Source organism: Streptomyces sp. SN-593, from assembly GCF_016756395.1.
GTDB classification, from domain to species: Bacteria; Actinomycetota; Actinomycetes; order Streptomycetales; family Streptomycetaceae; genus Actinacidiphila; species Actinacidiphila reveromycinica.
In genome coordinates, this window is the sequence record NZ_AP018365.1 from 2,100,284 (window position 1) to 2,121,624 (window position 21,341).

Annotated in this window: 1 protein-coding gene (cut by a window edge); it reads right to left on the reverse strand. The window is 72.1% G+C overall.

Annotation, left to right across the window (positions count from 1 at the left end):
• Window positions 1-21,341, reverse strand: partial view of a hypothetical protein gene (locus RVR_RS08735; protein ID WP_202233302.1) — the 3' portion only. It continues 7,645 nt past the right edge of the window; only the last 21,341 of its 28,986 coding nucleotides appear in the window; its start codon lies off the right edge, out of view; its stop codon occupies window positions 1-3.

Genomic DNA, 21,341 nt, shown 5'->3' on the forward strand with positions numbered 1-21,341 from the left:
TCACCGGGGGCCGCCCACAGGGGGGCAGATCTCGATCGGTCGCATGTCGGCCACGATGACGTTGACTCGGTGCCTCAGCGTCTCCGCCACTGTACGGGCGACGATCACCGCCACCGTGAGCTGCGCCGGGTCCGCGACGCCGATGTCCAGGGCGACCCTAGAGGGGTGCAGGCCCTCGGCCTGCCAGCGGGCCTCGATCTCCGTGGCCACGCGTGCTCCGTACCGGGCGGCGCCCGCCTCGACCTCGGCCGTATCGCCCCGTTCGAGCCCGCTGCGCAGCCCGTCCAGTTCCGCCGCCGACGGACCGCCCGACAGCCCGCCCAGATCGAAGCGGAACGGGACGAGGCGCGGCGAGACCAGCAGTGACCGTACGCCCTCGGGCACGACGGGCACGGTCGGCGACGGTTCGGCCACGGGCGCCGTACCGGCACGGACCGGTCCGGGGTCCGCCACCCCGGGCCGGGCCTGGACGGCCGGCCCGGCAGGCGCCGTCCGTTCGGTCCGTGCGGCCTCCGCCGGGGCCTTGACTGACGCCACGTCGGACGCCACCGCGGTGACGGCTCCCACCGGCACCACGTCGAGGTTCAGACCACCCAGCACCGGACGGGCGGGCGGTGTCCTCGGCACGGGCGCCGGTGCCGGTACCTGTACGGGTGCGGGCTCGGCGCGGCGCGCCGGTACGGCGAGGGGCACGGCCCGGGGCGCGGCTTCGGCTTCGGCTTCGGCTTCGGGCGCGGGTACGGCTTCGGCCTCGGGCTGCCCCGCGACTGCGGGCACCGGCAGATCACCGTCAACCGGCACGGGCACGGCCTCGGCTACGGGCGCGGGCACCGGCTCCACCACAGGAGCGGGCGCCGCCAGGCGCGCAGCCGCAGGCTCAGCCAGCTGCTCACCCACCACGTCAGCCGCAGCCTGGGCTACCTGAGGTCCGTCTGCGACCACTTCCGCAGCAGCGACATTGGGGACCGGTGGCGCCGGAGCCACCACAGCGGCGGCGTCCGGCGCCGCGGCCCCAGGCACCGGCATCGGCACCGGCACCGGCACTGCGGGCACCGCAGCCGCTCGAAAGAGTGCCCGGTTCCGTCCGACCAGGTCGGCGACGGGTTCGCCGTCGGGCCCGAGCGGGAGCATGGCGACGAGTCCGTCCGGCACGTCGACGGTGAGCTGGCGCGCGGGCCGGTGCGCCGGCGAGATGACGACCCGCACGTCGAAGCGGTAGTAACGGAATCCGCGGTTGCTCTCCTTGTTGTTCTCCTCCGTCTGCCCGAGGGCCGCCGAGTCCTTCTCCGCGTTGGCGGAGAACCGGTCGATCGGTATGCGGCCGAGCATGGCGTTGTCACCCACGCCGCCGCCGCCCTCCGGACCGATGCCCAGGAACCAGCCGCGCTCGCGCGTTACCTGTCCCTCCGTCTTCTCATCCACCTGCTGGTAGTGCCGAGCCTTGTGGCGTACGTCGGCGGCCGAAGGGGCGTACTCGACGCCGCCGGACAGTTCGAAGCCGACGGTGACCTCGCGATCGCCCGCCTTGACCGTGTAGCGGTGGCCGAGGAGCTCGGCGATGCGCGGCCGAATCATCGAGTGGCTGGTGCGGTGCAGGTAGCCGAGGCCCCCGGTGGTGGAGAAGTCGAGGCCCGGGACGTCCCAGGGGGCACCCACGTCGAGCCTGGTCTCCCGAACGGCGCCCACCGCTGCGACCTTCGCCCACCGCTGGACGGCTGCAGCGGCGGACACGTCCCACGGATGGAGGTTTTCCAGCAGGTCATCGCTGAGCGCCGGCGGCGGGACAGCGTCACGCCACTGCGACGACCGCCCGTACTGCCGGGAGAACACCGGAACAGCGGGGTCGGCTGCGGCTTGCGGTGCGTCGACGGTGAGGTAGCGCGGCGCAAGCAGCCGGATGCGCCCGGGAACCTCCTGACCGGCTCCGTCGTCGTGCCACACCCAGGGCCGCAAGGTGTGCCAGAAGGCGGTGAGTTCGTCCTCGCGGCCGAAGGCCCCGGCAATGGCTCCCGCTGCCAGTTCGACGACGCGAGCCGGGAAACCCACGACCTTGGCGTAGGAGGGCAGTTCCCTGGTCTCACCGATCTCGACCCGGAAACGGACGTTGTGCTCGAACTCGACCGCCCCGCCCCTGGTGTTGGCCCGGTGGATGACGACCGTCTCCCGCGCGTTCTCCGATCCCCGGCTAAAGGACGCGGACCAGCCGGCGGACGCGTCCAGACCGCCGTGCGCCTGTTGGTCGCTCTCTTCGGTGTGCTCGCCGCCCCGGCTCGTGACGACCGATCCGAAGCCCGCTTGGTGCTTAGCCTCCCGGCCCTCCTTCTGCTCGTCGGCGGACTCACCCCGCAAGGTCAGATCGACATCGTCACGGAAGCGTTGGCTGTCAGCGGCGTCGACCTCCTCGATCCTGACGTTGACATACAGGTAACGCGTTCCGCCGGCGAAGAAGCTGACCGGAATCCACGTCCACACACCGGTGTCAAACAGCGCGCCACTGTGGGACTTCAACGCGTCGGGCCGGAATAGGGCGCGCAGTGCCCGCGAGACGGGCTCGAACGTGTCGGCCGCACCGCCGTCGGCCGCGGTGCGGGGAAGCAGACCACGTGCGCGCAGCCGCTGCCGCACGGCGTCGAGTACATCCGCCTGGAGCCGTTCGACGAAGACGGAAGTGACAGGGATACGGCCGGCCGCGTAACCGCGGGCCTGCGCGGCAGCGGGCGCAGCGGGCGCAGCGGCAACATCCGCAGGCAGCACGACAGAAGGCACCCCGGCAACATCCGCGGGGTCGGCCCGACCGACAGCGGGTGCGGGGCCGCCCGGCACGGCGGCGGCAACAGGTGCGGCCGCCGCATTCGGGGTGATGTCCTCCAGCAGGCGCTCGGGGACGAGAACGTCCAGCGCCCCGCTCACCCGCACGTACTTGGTCAGCGACTCCGTCTTGCGGCCCTTGCGCCGGACCATGGTGACGGTGAAGACGGGATCCGTCCCGTGGAGGGAAGGCGCACCGCCGTAAGTGGCTCGACTGATGTCGATGGCGCCCTCGGAGACGTCGTGGGAGGAGGACCGTTCGTACTCGTACTGGCTGTTGAGGAAGAACGCGACCCGCCCGCCCGGTACCTGTGCGCCATCGGTGGCGTGGGTGGGGACCTCGCCGTCGGGGCCCGCCTGCGGGTCGACGATCTCCGCGTCGCCGCCCTGGTCGGAGCCGAGCCGGAACTGCGGGCCGGCTTCGGCCCGCATACCGCCGGTGATGGCAGTGTGGCGCTTGCGGACGTGCCGTTTCACGGACTGGGCGTACTGCTCGATCTCGACCTCGCCGGGCTCCTCCGCAAGACGCCGGGGTTCGAGGGCGTGGACACGCAGCACCATGACGTTCTTCCAGCCGTCGTGCTCCGGCAACTCCACGTCCCGGCCCCAGCCGTCCGTCATGTGGCCGAAGAACGCCGCGAGTTCGTCCGGGCCGGTGGCGTTGAGGATCTGTCGGGGCAGCCACGCGATGCCCTCATCCATCGTGCCCTCGATGCCGTTCAGCTCGGCGTACACGTCCGCCGCGGCCCTGGTCAGCCCCGGCATGGCCTGGAAGGCCGGATAGAGCCCGGACACACCGCCGCTGAGATCGAACCGGCGGTCCCCGGGAAGGGCGCCGACCACAGTCGTCTCACCGGTGTGGGCGATCTCCTCCGCGGTGGGCGGCGTCCCGGGTACGTGTTCGTCCGGTATGACGACCTGGGCGACCAGGCTGCCGTCCTGATGCACGTACCACGTCTCGGCGGGGCCACCGGCCAGCGGCTGCAGGGTCAACTCGTAGACGACGTTGTACACGTGCTCGTGCACGGTGCCGTCGGTCTCGGTGCGGCGGTACGCCTTCGCGACGGTTTCGAAGGAGTCGCCCGTGCCGCGCCCGTACCTGCCGAAGAGCCGGAAGCCGCCGACTTGCAGGCGCGCGAGGAAACCGAGGTCCAGGCGTACGCCGCCGCCACCGCCCAAGGTCACCGACCACTTGCTGCTCCGGCTCCCTGTCACCACCTCGGCGAAGGCGGCACGGGCGTTGACCTTCGCTGAGTGGAAGCGGTAGTCGAGGTGCTCGGTCAAGTGGGCGCGCACGCCCAGTTCGTAGCGGCGCCCGGCGTATTTCACCTCCTGCTTGACGCCCGACAGAACGGCGGGGAAGTTGCCCTCCAGGGCGGGCCTGCCGAAGGCGGTGCTGAGCTTGCTGTCGGCGCCGGCCCGGCCGCGGGCGGGTCGGTGCAGTCGGGTGATCTGGTTGAACGCCCGGTACAGCATGTTGCCGGGGGGCCTGGACAGCTCCTCCAGCCGGGCACGGAAGTGGTCCTCGACGAGTTCCGCTCCTGGCAGCGCCGTCCCTACCGCGAAGCCGACGCCGTTGCGCGCGGCCAGCCATACCGTTTCCTTCGCGTGCGGTACATAGCGGTGGCGGGGGTCCAGGACAGCCGGGCGCACGGGGTCACGCCTCTTGGGTAGACCGGAAGCGGAGAGCAGGGCCCGCACATACGGCTGGGCCGCCACCGGGACCGGCCACGCCACCGGCCCGGCCGCGTCGTGTCCCTGCGCCGCAGCAGCACCTGCCAGAACGTCGCGCACGTAGGGGGAGGCGACATGCCCGAGCACGCTCGTTTCGAAGTCCTCGGCCCCCCTTCCGTCGCGCCACGGAATCGCGAGCTCCGCCTCGGTGCTCGACGTCACAGTGCCGAGTGTGGGATGGGTCCGCGAGGGCCACTCCACCTCGACCCGCAACCGCGTGCGGTAACGCGCTTGGTCCTCAGTGGTGTTGATGATCGCGTGGCCGAACGCCTGCGAGGACAGCGCGTGGCCCCATCCGCGTGCTGCCGCCCACGTGACACCGGCCAGCGGGGCGATGCCCTTCGCCTGGGGATCCGCGCCCAAGCTCGGCGCTACGACACCTGCGGCGTTGACTCCGGCGACCACGGACAAGCCGCTTTCGCCACCGCGACCGGACGTCGCGGCCAACCCGGCCCCCAGGTCCTCTCGCACGGCGACGTCCGGCGCCACCTGGAGGAACTGGGCGCTGTCCACGGTCACCCGTACCCGGATGGGACCGAAGAACGCCTTGAGGAACGGACCTCGGCTCCGGATACCGGCGCTGGTGTCGCCGCTCGTCAACTGCCAGTGTGCACGGTTGCGTGAGGTCTTCTCGTTGAGTGTCCTCTGCGTCTGCTCGACGACCTTCCGTGCCTGCTCGGCCTCGACGCGGCCATGAACGCGCAGTTCGCGTTGGAGGTCGGCCACGATCGGGGTCATGTCGATGGCGTGCAGGACCTCACCCGCACGGCGGAACCGCTGGTGCGTGCGCCCCTGATCGCCCGGCTCGCGGTTCCGCAGCGGCGCCGGGGCCGGCCCCGGCGCCGGCTCGGTGCTCCCGGACAGCTCGGCGGGGAAGCGCAAGGTCAGCCCCCGCGCCACGACCGGCGCCCCGGCCACGGGCGCGAGTTCGTCGCCGTCGACGAACACCCGCATCCGCAGGCCGACGGTGAAGTCGTTGGTCTCGCCGACGAACAGCTTGCGGCCGCTGACGACGTTGCGCCGGGCGCCGGCGGTCTTGACCCGGCCGAACGAACCCATGACCTGCGGAAGGCCGAGCACCGCCACGCTCGCCGCGGACGACGCGACATTGATGGCGGTAAAGAGCACCAGGTCTGCCGCGTTCTCGCGGGCAGAAGCCCGCACGTGTCCGGCGGACGTGGAGTTGAACGACACGTTGTACGCGCGGACCGGTCCGTCGTCCGCCGTGCGCGCCGGGACCGCCGACGCCCCGTCCAGCACCGGACGCAGCCACACCAGTCTGCCGTCGGCCACGAAGAGCCGGCCGCGCAGCAGGATGTCGTGCCATGCCTTGGTCGGATCGTTCGCTCCGCCCGGACGGGTGCCTCGCTCGGTGAGCAGGTCCAGAAGGTTGCGGCGTACGGCCTCCCGGACAGCGGGGGACGCGTCGGCGAAGTCGAGCCCGGTCACCACGCCGTCCGCCGCGACCGCGGCCTGCACATCGGTCCAAGCAGGCACGTCGACGACCTCGGTCTCGCCGAGCATACCGTGCCGCGTGTACCAGGGAACGCGGACCCCGCCGAGGTCGTCCGCGTCGGCCCCCACCACGACCACGGCCACCGGATCATCCACCACGGGCACCACCACACCCGCGCCCACCGGACCGTCCACCACGGGGGCGGCCGGCTGAGCCGGCCCGGCCACCGGCCCGATCTCCCTGCCCTCCCCGGCAGCGGCGGCCTGCTGGGCCGCTACGGCGCGCGGCGCACCACCCCGCACCCTGAGCGGGAGACCGAGCCTCTGCCTGGCCCGGTCCGCCGCCAGCCGCCCCGCCGGCGCCCCATCGGCAGCCAAGCGCTCAGCGACCTCGCGCACCGCCTCCCGGAAGGGGCGTGCGGCATAGCGGATATCAGCGAACACCCGATGCAGCTCGAGCGGCAGTACGAGGTCCGCCGCGTGCTGCCACGTGTCCTCCCCGAACCCGGCCGACGCTTCACCCCACAACCGCCACGCGACCCGCGCCGCGACGGCCCTGATCTCCGATGACGGCTCCCCCGGCGCCGTCAGTACCTGTCGCACCCTGTCCAGCGAGAAACCGGCCGGGCTGTCCCGCAGGTCTTCGGCCGTCAACTCCGCCGCCACAGCGGCCCGCTCCGCATCGCTGCCGCGCACGTGCGACACCGCCTCCACCGGAGCCGGCCCGGACAGCGGCCACTCCTCCTCGACCGCAAGGGAGTCCGCCTCGACGGCTTGCTTCCCGGCCGCTCGCGAACCCGGTGCCGCACGGCCACGGCGCTCGGCGGCACCGCTGCCGCCCGCACCGCCGGCTGTCCGGGCTTGAAGCTCCTGCTCCGTGCGCAGGCTGTCTGCGAGCCCCTGGTGCGCCGACTCGCCCACGTCGGTGTTCGCCCCCGAGCCCGGCTCCGGCTCCGCCCGGGAAGACTCCACGGTGGACTCCGGCACCGAACTCATGACGGGTTCGGCCTCCCCGACAGCGGCCGGCGCCGGCTCGGCGCCGGCCCCACGCGCGTACCAGGACGGGGCTCGGCCCCCGCCCGGCTCCAGGGGAGCGGTTGGCGTGTGTTCCCCGCGAGAGACGGAACCACGCGGAGGGCCGTCCACCACGGCCAGGGCCGGGGCCAGCCTGGCGATCGTCCCAGCCGACAGGTGGGCCACCAGCCTGCGCGTGAACGGCTCGTCGGCCCCATGGCGACGGACCAACTCGCCAAGCCACTCCCGGACGTCCTGGTCCGCCGCCTCGGCGAGCTCAGCGGGCTCCGCCACGGACCCGACGGGCTCCACGGACGCGACGGGCGCGGCTTCGGCACCGCCGGCTTCCACAGGAGCGGAGAGCCCCTGGTAGTGGTCATGGCCGTTGTAGAAGATGTGAACCGTCGGCCCTGCGGCGTCCGGATCGAGTCGCTGGGTGAGTGTTCCGCCCGCCCCGTCCGGGCGCACGATCACCAGATCGAGGTCGAGCGCGCGCGCCAGCACCTGGGGGACCTCGTCGTAGAACGGCGTCACCCACATCGCCCGGTCGCGCAGCGCGTCCTGCACCATGCCGTCGTGCCCTGCCCTGGCGACGGCAGCACGGGACGAGAAGGACTCGCTCGGCAACTGCCCGTAGTCGCCTCTCAGTTGTTCCCACAGCTCGTCCGTCGCGCGGCTTTCCGCCGGGTCGTTCAGCCGACTGAGCAGAATGCTCCGCAGCATGGCGGCCTGGGCCAGCGAAGTCTGCCGGCCCACCTCTTCCGCGGCGGCGGCCGGGTCAGGCCGGAACCCGGGCAGCAGCGACGGCAGCGCGGTGCCCGGCAGACCACTCAGCAGTTCACGGTCGAGCGACGTGCCGGCCAGCTCCGCGAGTCTCGCGCGGTACTGCCGGAGCTCGGCCCGCGCCCTGATGCGAGCGGCCGTCGTGTCGTCGAGCGCGGGCGAACGAGGCAGCCGCAGCAGTCGCAACAGGGTGCCCTGGTCGGACCCGATGTCGTGCGCCAGCGTTTCGAACGGGTTCCGGTCGCGGTGCTCCGCGCGAAGTCCGGCGGCCGCCGCCGAGCCGTACCAGGCTGCGGCACGCGCCCGCAGGCCGGCGGCGTCGAGGTCCGCGGCCAAGACGCCCGGGGCCTGACGCGCCACGCTCGCCAGTACCGCGGCGAAGAGGCAGTCGCCGCCTCCGGGGACATCCAGCAAGGAGGGCTCGGGAGCCTTCCGTGCGGTCGTCACGGCAGTGTCGTCGTTCCCTCGGCCGACCGGTTCGCTGACGGCCACGGCAGTCGCTTCCGCTGTGGAGGTCGACTCCGCAGTCCGCGCAGTTTCAGCCGTTTTGCCGGGTTCCCAGTCGTCCGCGGTGTTCGCGGCCTCCGCGTCTACGCCGGGTGAGGTCGCGGGGGCCGGTGCGGCGGAAGGCTCGGCCACCGGTTCCGCGGCAACCGCGGCCTGCGCCGGTGGCGGTGCCTGCGCTGGTGCCAGTGCCGGGGGAAGAGGAGGCGGCGTCTCGGTCGTGCGGAGGAGGACGTCTCCCACCACCCAGCGGACGCCATCCGGCCCACGCACTTCGACGACCCCGACCGCGCGAACCCGGTGACCGCGCAGGCCGGAGCCGTCCTTGCCCTCCTTCGGCGTTCCGAACCGGAGCAGGTCACGGCGCTGGCTGGACTCGGTGGCCGACCCTCCCCGATCCTCACTGCCACCGAGCACAGGCATGGTGGGGCCAAAGTAGTTGTTGGCGTCGCCGCCGCCCCCTCCCAAGGCCAGCGACGACGTGGTCGTCTTGTCCGCTTGGATGCTCGCGCCGTCCGAGGATATTTCGATGCGGTCGATCGCCACGTCCCTGCTTGCGGTCTCCGGCCGCGCGGCGTACAGGCTGACCCTGATCGAGGTGCCCTCGCCGCCGGGGCCACCGAGGAAGGGCGCGACGTGCGCGGGCTCCAGCCGGGTCAGACGGTTGTTGGCGACGAGTTTGGTGAGCCGCAGGAGCTTTCCCTCGTCGGACTGGTTGGTCGGCGCGGAGAGCTTGCCGTTCACCGTGTGATCGACCGCGCGCAGCGCTCGAGCCAACTGGTCCATGCCGCCGAAGCGGTAGAGCTGGAACGGGCGGGAGGGCGCCCACCTCGGTCCGGCGAGCATGTCGCCGAGGTCCGGCGGAACCGCGGCGATCGCGGTCGTCGGGTCCTCGGTGTGGAGCGCGGGAACGACGACGAGGGACGCCTGCTCCGGCGCCTCCGCCGCGACGGGCGCCTCGTCGGCCTGGAATCGCAGGCTCACGTCGGCCGTTTCACGTCCCGAGTCCGCGTACAGCGGCTTGACGAGCAGGTTCGGGTCCATCCCGGACGGCCCGATGCCCGTGGCCGCGCGGCCGCGCGGCTGGAGCAGGCCGAGCAGCCCGGCCAGTGATACTTCCCTCAACGGCCTTGTGACGACCTGCCACCCGATCTCGTACCGGACACCGTTGAACTCCACACTGTTGGCCGTGCGCATCCAGGTGCGGTCTTCGCGGGAGCTCGTCCGGGACTCGCTGACCTCGCGACTGGCGTCCACCCGGACGGCGGGGGTGATGCCACCGGTGCCGATCTGCCCTGCCGGTACGAAGTCCAGCTGGATGTCTCTGGTCTTTGTGGTGCTGACCTTTGTCGCTCCGGGCTTCCGCAGTCCGGCTCCGTGACCGCTGGACCGGCCGAAGACGTTGTCCAAGCCGGAAGCGGCGTCGGCCCGGCGGCCGCGCACGGCGTCCAGGTCGACGTCGGGCGCCGGCCGGGCCACGAACGACACCTCGACCTCGCGTGGTCCGAACGTTGAGGCGTACACGAAGTGGAATGCGATGTGGCCTTTCGGCCCGGCGTTGGCAAGGGTACGCAGACCGAGCGTCGTGGTGTGCTCGCTCAAGCGGGTCAGCACGTACGGCGCGTACGTGTTGTGCCCTGGGATGGTCGCGCCGGGGGCCTGCCTCTCGACAGCGGCCCTCACGACGTTCAGCAGCGCGTCGCGGCCACCCGTGAGGTGGACCTCGGTGACAGCGCCGGCGGACATATTTCCCCCGCCGTCGCGGTACCACAGCGGCAGCGCCCGGTCGAGGGGCTCGGCGGGGGCGGGATCGGGCAGACCCGCGATGTCGCGCAGGTCGGGGTGGTTGCGCAGGTCGTTGTCGACGAGCAGGAACTCGGCCCCGTCCGGTACTTCCACCACGCGGGTCCGTTCCAGGCCGGGTCCCGTGCGCAGGAGCCGCCAGAGGAAGTTGGCCACGCCGCGCCGGACGGTGACGACATAGACGACCGTGGCCACGAACCGGTGCACCTTTGTGGTGTCCTCCGTGGTCACCCGGAACGCGCCCGTGTTGTCGTTGACCGTGCTGCTCTCGGCCTTCGCCCCGGCCAGCTTGGCGCCGCCGGAGGGGCGGAACGAGCCGTGCTCCCCTCCGTACTGGCCGGCCACCTCGATGTTCCCGGCGACGCCGCCCGCGGTGGATCGGGAGTTCATGGCCATGTCGGCGGACTGGAGCCACCGTTCGGTGTCGAGCGCGGGCGGCTGCTCCAACGCCCGGACCTTGGTGAGGTAGCCGCGCACCTCCACGACGACGTCGGTGCCCACAGCAGCCCCGGCCGTACCACCGCCCTCCACGACGTACGTGTCACGGAAGATGCGCCCCGCGTAACCCAGCAGGTGATGCGGGGAGAGCGCGCTCCTGTGCACCTGCTCGGTGGCCGACTCCACGTGGGAGGACGGCTCGCCCGCGACGGCCTGCCGGACGAAGCTCCACGTCCCGGCGACGCCTGACCATTTGGCGAGGAACCTTGCGACCTTCCCGGTCACCGCCCAGCCCTGGCCCGTCTCCGGGCGCCGGGTAGCCGCCCCGTGCGCGTCACCGGTGCCGTCCTGCTGCCGGGGTACGCCCGCGGCAGCGCCGTCGTCCGCGCCGGCCGTGGCCGCACGACCCTGTCCCGGCGCCGGGGCCAGCGCTATCGCGTCGTCGCCCGCCTGCGCCTCCAGGTCCGCCGCGTCCTCGTCATCGGCGGGGAAGGCGCCGGGAATCCGTGGCAGCGGCGCCGCTGCCGCCGCGGCGGCAGCGGCAGCGGCTTCCCGCTCCATACCGTCGAGGAGGGAGCTCACCGCCGCCCTGATCTCCTTGCTTCCCTCCACCCGGTCCAGCCAGACCGTTTCGGGGAGCCTGAGCACTCCGCGGTCATAGGTGCGACCGGCGCCCGGCAGTTGGAGCGCGGCGGTGTCCTCGGGGGTCACGGCGCGCGTCACCACCGGCGCGAGCCGGTCGTTCGCAGCCGGCGCCTCCTTGGTGGTGCGAAAGGTGGGGACCGCCACCCGCATCCACCCGTCGGCGACCGCGGCAGGGGGGGCGGCGCCATCGGTGTCGGTGAAGTCCATCCGGTACGCGACGGGGATACGGAAGAGCTGGAGGCCGTCGGCGGTGGGGCTGAGGGCGTAGGACTCGTGCCCCGTGCCGGAACTGGCTCCGGTGGTATCCGTTTCCGCCCGGTTGTACACGACGCCACCGACGATGCTGCGCAGCGGCTGTGTGACGTGCTCGGAGTCCAGTGGATTGGTGACACCGCCGGAGACTCCCGCGGATACCGCCCACGGCGTCGTGGACGCCTGCCCGTCGCCGCTCGACGTGGCGCCGGCGTAGTTGAGCGTCTGGAAGTCCGGCACGGTGCGCTGGTGCTCGACGCCTCCCTGTGCACCAGCGGTCCAGCGGCGTTCGGCGCTCAGCGTCGCGGAGATCTGCCGCACCCCCGAGGAGGTGGGCTGATGGAAGACGAACTGCACGCCGCCTTCGATCATCTCGTCGGCCTGCGACCTCCGGCTCAGCGTCGCGCGCACCTTGTCGAGTGTGCTCTGGTTGGCCAGGAGGCTGGTGTCGGTGGTGTTCCCCTGGAGGCCGAGGCGGTGCGCCACGCCGAAACTGTGGGACGGCAGGAATCCCGCACGTTCGAGATACGCCTCGAGGCTGCCGAAGAGCGTCTCCGTCCCGTCGACCGCGAGGGGGGTGGTGGACACTCCCAGCGACCGCAACTCAGAGAGGTGTGCGGGCAGGTAGCGGGTCTCGGTGGGCGCGTGGCCCAGTGCGTCCAGTGACGGGACTCTCAACACGAACGGATAGCGACGCGCGGCGTCGGCCAGCGGGGTGTTCGGAGCCGGCAGTACCACGGGGCCGTGTGGCCGCACCAAGGCGACCTGGAGCGTTGCCCGCGCCTCCACCTGGAACTGGCGCGTCGCGGTTCGTAGCGACCGTCCGATCCTCGCGCTACCGCCGCCGGTCAGGGTCCGTGCGGAGTGACGGCCGACGCCGACCTGAAGGGTCACGATGCCGCCGATCCCCGCCACGTCAGTCACGGGGTGGGGTGCGCCGGCCAGGTCCAAGGGCACCCGCACATCGATGCCCAGCGCGTTCTTCACCGTCGAACTGCCCTGCATCTTCACCGACCGCAGGACGTATGACTCCATGGCGCCGTTCTGCGTCGTCGGTCCCACGATCGTGGTGTCGGGGTCGAAGTCGACGCTGATCCGCAGGTGGCCGATCACCCGTCCGGACTTCGTGAACAGGGTCGGTGAGGGCACGCTGCCCCCCCACGCCTGGGGAACGGCGGCACGGAAGTTGCCCTCGTCGAGGAAGTTCAGCAGCGCGTCCCGCGACGTGTCCGACAGGTCCGTCAGGTGTTCGGCGAAGGAGGCGGCGACGTCGGCGAGCAGCCTGTCCTGGTGCGGGATGTCGAGCACACCGTAGAGCGGGATGTCGTCGCGCAGCCGCGCGATCGGTGCGGGCACCGTCTTGGGATCCTGAGCGTCGGGGACGGGCAGCGTCTTCTCGTCGACCAGGTACTTGGGGAACCACACCACGAGGTCGTCCGGTGCCTGGCCGACCGCAGCGGTCCAGTCGGCGTCGGGCGGTACGCGCCCGTCGAGCAGTTCCTCCGCCGTGTCCCCCGGCCGCAGCTCCCACAACGGCTGGTAGGAGAAGGGGAAGGTGCGCTCCCGGTTGCGCATGATCATCATGGACTGGACGGTTCGTCCCAACGTCACCGCGCTGCTGGCCTGGTTGTGGACGAAGTTGGGCTGGAGGGAAACGCCGACGTCACGGAGGGGGCCGCCGACATCGAAGTTGTGGGAGTACGTGAGCGACCCGGGCCGGAGGCCCCCCTTGCCCACGATGTCGTCCACTTCAGCGATACTGAAGGTCCAGCGCTGGTTCGTGACCGGCGGCCCGCCGTCGGGCATCACGTCCATTCCGGGGTCGGCCGGGCCTGTCAACCGCGCTGACAGCCGCAAGGAGACCGCGTGTACGCGCTTCTTGTAGGTCACCCGCAGGACGAGCCCCGACCGGCTGAGCAGCCGCGTCCGTTCGGCCGACAGCAGACGTCCGGTCAGTACCTTTGCGAGCGCCGCGTGGAGGCCCGGGTCCGGCGCGGCGTCGCCGTCCAGCACGCGCCCCACCTGCTGTCGCAGCCAGTCGACGGTGCTCTCCGGCGCGGGCGCGACGAACGTCAGGCCCAGGGCGCCGTCGCGGCGGGTCCCGAAAAGGGCGACAGCGGAGCTGGACGGCGCATCGGCCGACACCTCTGTCGCCGCTGTCGCCGCCGTCTGAACAGGACCGGTCGCCACCGGTGCCTGCTCCTCCTGGACCGTTACGGCCGGAGTTCCGGCATCGGTCCGGGGTACGGATACGGGTACGGCCACCGGGAGCTCCCCGATGCTCCGTTCCAACCGCTGGATGTGCCGGTCCCGCAGGCCGGCGGGCGCCAGACCGTCACCCGTCAGGGCCGTGGGCCGCGCGCCGGTGTCCGCCGCTTCGGCCGCATGGGTGGCGGCCGCCTCCGGATCGACCGGGCGGCCGAACCGGCCCATGATGCTGCCGGGAACATCCAGGCCCTGCGTCGCAGCGGCGCCCCCCTGCTGGTACTCGTCGGGCAGACCGAGCTGGTGGCCGAACTCGTGCGCGCCCAGACCGCTGCCAGGGACCAGCGCGACCGGAAGCCGGTGGTGCGAGGCGCGGGCGCCCGACGCCGGGTCGTACACCTCCAGCGACCAGTCCCCGGCGCCCCGGCCGGAGGACACCCGCACGGGCGTGACGTGCAGGGAGTCCCCGTTGGAGAGCCGGTGCCCCGGCGCGTTGAAGACGCTCTCGATGTCAGCGGACAACCGCTCCCAGAAGCTGGCGAGCTGACTGTCGGTCAGTTCACCGGCCGGGGTGAGCGCGGCGCGCACCTCGACGTCGGTGTACGTGGTGCCGTCGTGCTCGAACCGGCGGACCCGGAAGGCTCCCGACACGACGGTCGACTCGATCTTCCCGTCCAGGTTCGGGGTGCGCCGGTTGATGTCCGGCCACACGGGCGTCCTGCGCACGGCGTCGCCGGCCGCCTCGCGGGCCCGCCACCAGTCGTCGCCGGCGGTCCGCCGTACTCCCGCCGCCACCGCTCGGGCGACGCCGTCCGGCGTCCTTCCGATGGGCGGCTCCCCGCTGTCCGCCGGACCGGCCGGGTCCGCCTCGTCGGTGTGGGACGCCGCCGTCGGTTCGGCGGTCTCGGGACGGATGTCCCGCACGGCGGTTCCGCCGTCCTCGGCCGCCATCGGTTCACCGCCCGGCAGGGCCTGGCCCACGGCGTTCGGCGCGGAACCGGGTTCGCTGCCGCGGCGCGGAGTCCGGGCGTCGGAGTTGCCGGCGGCGGGGGGCAGGGCGGCCCGGGCCGCCGACTCCGTGTCGGCTGCGGTCCCTCCGCCCTCGCCTGCGGCCGGTCCGCCGGTGGAATGCAGCTGTGCCGAGGGGCCTTGCTGGGAGTCCTCTCCGAGGGAGGTGGACCCGGAACGTGGAGGGAGGGCCACGGTGGACGACCGTGCGCGGTCGTACGGGGTGCGGCCAGCCACGGCGGTCGCGAGGGCGTCGCCGCCGGCGCCGCGGGCGACGGCCAGGGCGCCCCAGTCACGCGCGGACCAGGATGCCGTGTGGCCGGGGTCGTGAAGAGGTGCCGGCACCAAGGCCTCGACGGCGGTGCGCTCGTCGTCCGTGAGGGAGTCCCAGACGTGGCCGAAGGCGTCGGCACCCTCCTCGTACAGCGCCTGCCCGGCGTCGAGCAGAAGCAGTGCGGCGGTTTCTGGCGGCAGGGCGCGGGTCCTGTCCAGGGCGGCGTGGTAGGCGCGGACCGCAGTAGCGAGGCTCGAGGCCTGCCGCACGACGTCGCGTTCGGCCGCGTCGGTGGCGGTGGGGCGCGGCCGGAGCGGGGCCTTGCCCTTGTCCGCGGCCCGGCCGCCGGCAGCGCTCCCGTCCGTGCCTGCCGGTCGCGGCTCGCCCGACGCCGTACGGATCTGTTCCACGCGTGTGCGCGATCCGGCTAGTGCGGGGTGGTTGGCGACGGCCTCGGCCGAGGGCGGACCCGAGACGTAGCGGCTGCCGCCGGTCCACCGGTACTGGTTGCCGGAGCGGGCCGTGCTGCGGGCGTAGACGACCAGGTCCACCCGGCCGTCGGCGGCCAGGACGTGGAAGAAGGCCGCACCACCGCTGCCGCCGTCGAGGTGAGCGTGCAGCGGCAGGTGGACGCGGCGCTGCGCGGGAGCCTCACGGACCCCCTCGCCGTGGGCGGCGACCCGGTCCAGCACAGCGCGCTGGAGCGGGGTGAAGTCCTCGGCGCGGACGCCGCCGGCGAAGTGCATCCGGCCCGACAGCCTCCAGGTGGCGGAGGACTCGGGGCGGAACGTGGCGAAGCGCTCTTCGTGTTCGGCGCGGAGTTCGGCCGCGCGCTCCTGACGAACGCCGGCGACCTGGCGCCAGGCGTGGTCGGCGGCCGTGCGCAGGGCCGCGTAGTGGTCGCCAGGGGCGGCGTCCACGGACCCCAGGAAGGCGGCGAAGTTCCGCTCGAAGGCGCCGGTGCCGAACGCCGCGTCCGCGGCACCCGCCCCGTCCGCTGGGTCGATCGCCTCGGGGTCGGGCATGTGCTGCTCGAAGAAGCCGCGGGCGGTGTACGCGTCCAGCCGGTCAGGGTGTTCGGCGACGTCCTCGGCCAGCGAGGGGTGCGCCGCCAGCAGCGGCAGCAGCTCCGGGTTGCCGGCGATCCGTCTCGCGACGTTGCCGCCGTGTGGCCCGGTCAGCAAGTCCACCATCTCCGGCGGCAGTTGGGGCCGCACCTCGGAGGGCACGGGCAGACCGGCCGACTGGTGCACACCTGCGGCCGCTCGTCCGGGTGCCGACCAGGCAGGCTGTTCCTGGGCGGCAGGTTCGGGCCCACGGGTCATAGCGGGTGTCGCGGAGTCCTGCTGGCCGGCCTGCTCGGTCTGGGTGGCGGCCCCGCCGTCCCAGTGCTTGCTTGCTTGCGACGGCGAAGTGGTGCCGGGCGCGGCGACGTCACGGCCGACGGCCTGGTCCCAGAGCACGTCGTCGGCGCCGCCGTCGAGGAGGTCGGTCAGCCGGTCGGCCCCGCTGGCGGCGGCGTGTTCCAGAAGGGTGGTGAACTCGCTTTCCCGCAAGGCGCGGTGCTGGAGTTCCGGCCGGGACACGAAGGCCGCAGCCACATCGGGGCGGGCGGAGAGCAGGGCCAGTACGCCGGGGCGGCGCAGGGCGCGTGGCAGCACCTCGGGGTCCAGGAGGCCCTGGTGGCCGGCGATCGCGCGAGCGGCTTCCGGGTGGCGTTCGAGCGTCTTGCGCAGGCGGGAGTTGAGGTGGGTGGCCAGCTCGGGATGGTGTTCGGCGACGGTCCACACCGCGGTCCGTTCCGCGGCCTCGTCGACCAGCGATCGGTTGGCACGCAGGGCCGCCACGACCTCGGGGCGGGCTCGCAGGGTGGTCAGCAGGCGCGGATCGGCGGCGAGCACGTCGGGCAGGCCGCGCAGGCCCACCAGGGCGGCCCGCAGGCCGTCGCCCCGCTCCAGGTCGGCCAGGTCGTCGGCGAGGCCCGGGTGTTCGGCGACCAGCCGCAGAACCGTGGGCGCGATGAGCTGCCCGTGCGCCTCGGGCGGTGTGTGAGCGATCACGGTGACAAAGGCGGGTGCGGCCATCGCGACCGGCAGCACCTGTGGCGTCAAGACACTGACCATTGCCTCCGGGTGGGCGCTGAGGCGCTGCAACAGCGGGGTGTTGCCTGTCAGTTCGCGCCACTGCCAGGGACTCGCGGCGAGATCGGGCCGGTCGGCGAGGGCGTCAGCCAGTCCCGGCACCGAGGCCAGCGCGGCCAGGGTGGCCAGATCCCGGGCCGCTCCCGCCAGACGTCCGGGGGACACGCTGACGGCCCTGATCACCGGCTCACCCGCGTGAGCCAGCGCGTCCGCCAGACCAGGGGCGAACGCGAAATCGGCCAGTATCCCGGGGTCGGCGACGACCGCCCGGGACAGGGCGGGGCTGCGCATCGCCAGGTGGTAGGCGCCTTCGTACTGGTCCTGCGTGAATTGGAAGGACACGACCTCAAAGGCGCGGAGGAAGTCGGGGTTGTGCAGGATCGCCTCGACGTGCGGTGGACGAAAGTTGATTCGATATCTGTCGTTGAGGGAGAAAAGGCGGAAGGCGTGGTCGTCCTGGGCCAGCAACCTGGGCAGGTCGGAAACGTGTACCAGTTGGCGCAGCACCTCGGGGGAACGCAGGACCGTGTCGAGCAGTGAGGGCCGGACGCGCAGCAAGTCCAGCACACCGGGCACGAACAGCAGGTATTCGGCCAGGTGCGGGCCGTTGATCGCGGCTTGCCGAAGGGCGTCGGTGTCCACCAGCAGGCGGTAGCGGTCCAGAACCTCGGACTCCAGTGGGCGGTCGGCGTCAGCCGCCACCTGTACCACCTCATCGGCCGGTGTGCCCTGCTGGAGGTGCAGCAGCAAGGCGGCGGTAGCGGCGGCGAACCGCGGGTCGAGGACATAGCCCGTCGACGAGACGAACGCGTCGCCGGTGGCGGTCACGGCCCGGACGAAGGCGTCGGAGGCCGCGCGCTTCTGCGCACCGCCCGGCCGGCCCGCCCGTCCAACGAGGGCGGCAGCGGCCAACACGTCGAACTCTTGCTGCCGCTCTTGCCAAGCCGTGGCGAAGCCCGGCCGGGCGACCGCCGCCCGTAGCGTGCCCGGAGTTTGGAGCAGTGCCTTCCCGGTGGGCGTGTCGATCCACTCGTCCAGCAGCGCGAACATCCGGTCGTCAGTCAGAAGTCGGGTCCAGTGCGCCACGGTGACCGACCCGAAGAGATGGCTGAGCCTCGGCAGCAGCTGGGGGTGGGCCAGCACGTTCTGCGCGGCCTGCGCCCACTGCTCGCGTGTCATTTCCCGGCCCAACACCGGCTGCCGGTGCAGCAGCGTGCTCAACGCCCCGGCACCAGCGTGCACGGCTCGTGCGACCGGGGACGCCGAATCCGCTATGTGCCCCCACAGGTCGGACTGGTAGACCATGGCGGCGGCCATCGACGGGTTGTTTGCCCATGCCGCCAGTGGGATGTCGGTGGCGAGCAGGCGCACGTCGTGGTAAGCGAGGAAGCCGATGCTCGGAAGGCGCACCAACAGCTCACCGAGTTGCGGTCGCTGGGCGACCAGGGTGTTCAGTTGCGGCCGGAAGCTGGCCCGGCCGCCGGTGCTGGTGTAAAGGGCGAAGACGTGCCAGTGGCGGCCGGCGGCTGTCGCGATCGCCACGGCAGCGGTCTCGTCGTCGGGCAATACGAACTGCTGCGGCAAGGCGACCAGCCTCCGCAGGACGTGCGGCAGCGGCACGGTTCGGGGTGCTCGGGCCAGCAGTTCCAGAATGCGCCTGTTGCCCAGCAGCACCCGGGCCTGCTCCACCGGGAGCCCGGTCACGGCGGCCTTGAGCGCCGGCATCGCCTGCGTCAGGCGCCGCAGGAGCGCCGGCACCGGCAGGGTGGTGATGTCCTCGGCGGTCAGACCGTGCGGGGACGGTTGGAGTCTCGTCTCCGCCGGGCCGGCCTCCTCTCTCATCGCCTGGGCCAGCTGCTCGTCCGGCACCGAGTCGTACCGGTCCGGGTGGTACGACAGAGCGAGAAAGACGCGCCCCCTGTTGGCGATAGCCGCAGCCATCGCCGCCGGGTCGCGCAACAGCCGCTCGGCGATGGCCTCCGCGCTCTCCAGGACGAACGTCAGCCCCGATGCCGGCCGCAGGGCACGCACGGCGTCCGGGGTGGTGGTCGCCGCGGCGAGGGTGCGCTCATTGAGCAGGATCAGCTGGTTCTGCTCGGGCAGTGACCGCAGCAGGGCGCGCAGGTTCTGATCGGTGAGCACACGGTGGTAGAAGCCCCTGGACACGGCGGGGCGGAAGAACTCGCGGGACAGCAGCGCCGCGGTGAGTGTGGCTTCCGAGCCGAGTGACCAGAGCGCCTCGGGCGCCGAACCGCCCAACGATGCCACCGCGTCGACGAACGGCGGTGTCCGGTCCGCGAGGACAAGAAGGTCATCGCCGACGGCGGCCACGGCCCGCAGCAGATCCGCACGGCCCCCGAAGCCCCCCAACAGGGTGGACGACCTCCGAAAGGCCGTCACCCGCAGCTCCTCGCTGCCCTCCAGGTCGTCCAGTACCCCTGGACGCAACAGAATCCCGCCGAGGTCCGCCCGCTGCATTTGGAACCAGCGACTCGGTGCGGCAGCCAGTTCCTCCAGCACCAGCGGGTGGACGTTCAACGCTTCGCCCAGGGCAGGGGCGAACTCCAGGAGCGGGCCCAGCTCGGGCTGCCTCGCGGCGGCATAGATCACGTCGGGGTACCGCAGCAGATCGGGCAGCGCCGTCGTCGCCCGGTCGACGACCACGAGCAGATTCTCCGGCAGCAGACCGTCTGGCGCGGGCGCCCGCTCCATCAGTTTCAGCACGGAGTTGACGACCGCCCGGCGCGCGCCGCGCGGGCGGGAGGCGAGAACGGTCGGAGCAAGCTGCCGCAGCGCACGGGACACCGCGGCAGGAACGGTGTACGCAGACGCGTAGGCATCCGACGGGGGCAGGGGAGCGGCCTCACGCACTGGCCGGGCGCCCTGGGCGGCCCCCGGTGTTCCGGCGGCCGGGCGGGCCGACTCCCCCTGCCGCGCATGGCCCGGCCCGGCATCGCTCGCGGCCGTGGTTGCTTGGTCGGACCGTTGCCGGTCCTCCTCCGCGCCGGTGCCGGTACCCCCGGGCTCGTGCACGGCCGGGACCGCACCAGGAATCGTCTCCGCAGCCCGCGCCGCGACCTCGCGGGCGGCCTGCTCACCACGGGTGGCAAGGGCGAGACCGATCTCAGCGAGGGCGTTGGTGTAGGGAGCGATGAGAGCGTCGCCCGCCGGACTGTCGTCGACGGCAGGAATTTGCACGTACTGCATGAGCAGGTCGGACACCATCACCACTTGCTCGTCCGACAGTTCGCGGGTCGGCCCGATGCCGGGCTCGGGAGAGTGCTCCGTCACGGTCACGTCGGCGAACCGCTCCGCGATCTCGTCCAGCGGCCGCACGGGGGGCTCCATACCCCGGGACTCGGACGGCGATTCCGTGGAGGCGGAGTCCCGGGAGTCGAGTACGACGGGCGCCTCGGGGCTGGCCGCCTCCCCGCGGGTGGTGTCGGATGCGGACTGGGGCTGCGTGTCGGTCGGCTCGTCGGGGCCGGTGGAGACGGGGGGGAGGGGGAATACCAGGGACGCGTTCTCGTCGTTCGGTGTGAAGCGCAGGAGCGGTTCGCCATCCGGATACTGATGGGAGCTGATGATCTTGGAGTAGACACCTTCGCTGTACGGGCTGCGTGGTGCAGGCCAGTACTTGTGCGCGCCGTGCATGACCGCCATGTTCGAGCGCTTCATCTCCTGCCAGACGGCCTCGTAGGTGGCGGGGTCCAGCTGTGAGCCTCCGGGAGTAGTGATGTCGAAGATGTCGTGGTCACCGGTGATGCCCTTCCACTCGCCGGTGTCGTCCCGGCCTTCGATCAGGCCGTCGTTGACGCGGAAGCGGCCTTGGGCAGCCAGGTCGGCCATGGTCGGAGCGAGGGCCTCGAACTCGTGGGAGCGCTGGTTGAACCGGGACTGGACCTTGTTCCAGCCGTCCTCGTCCATCCCGCCGCGTTCTGGCAGCACAGGCCTGAAGTAGCCGACCAGACCAATGTGTTGGGGCTTGGCGCCCAAGAGCACGTCGATCTCGCCCACTGTCTTCGCCTTGATGTCTTTCGGCTTCGGCAGCATCCCCTTCTCGAGCCAGTCCGGCGCAGAGGGGTTAGTCGGACGCACGTCGATGACCAACCCGAGCTTGGCAGCCTTCTCCTGAAACATTTTGAAGTTCTTCTTCGGCATCCCGTACACCGACCGCGCTGGCCCGGAGTCCACGCTGTTCTCGGACAGCACACTCACCCTGGAGATCTTGCGGCTGATGCGGGGTCTGCCCGCCAGTGCCGACAGAGCGGACTCGG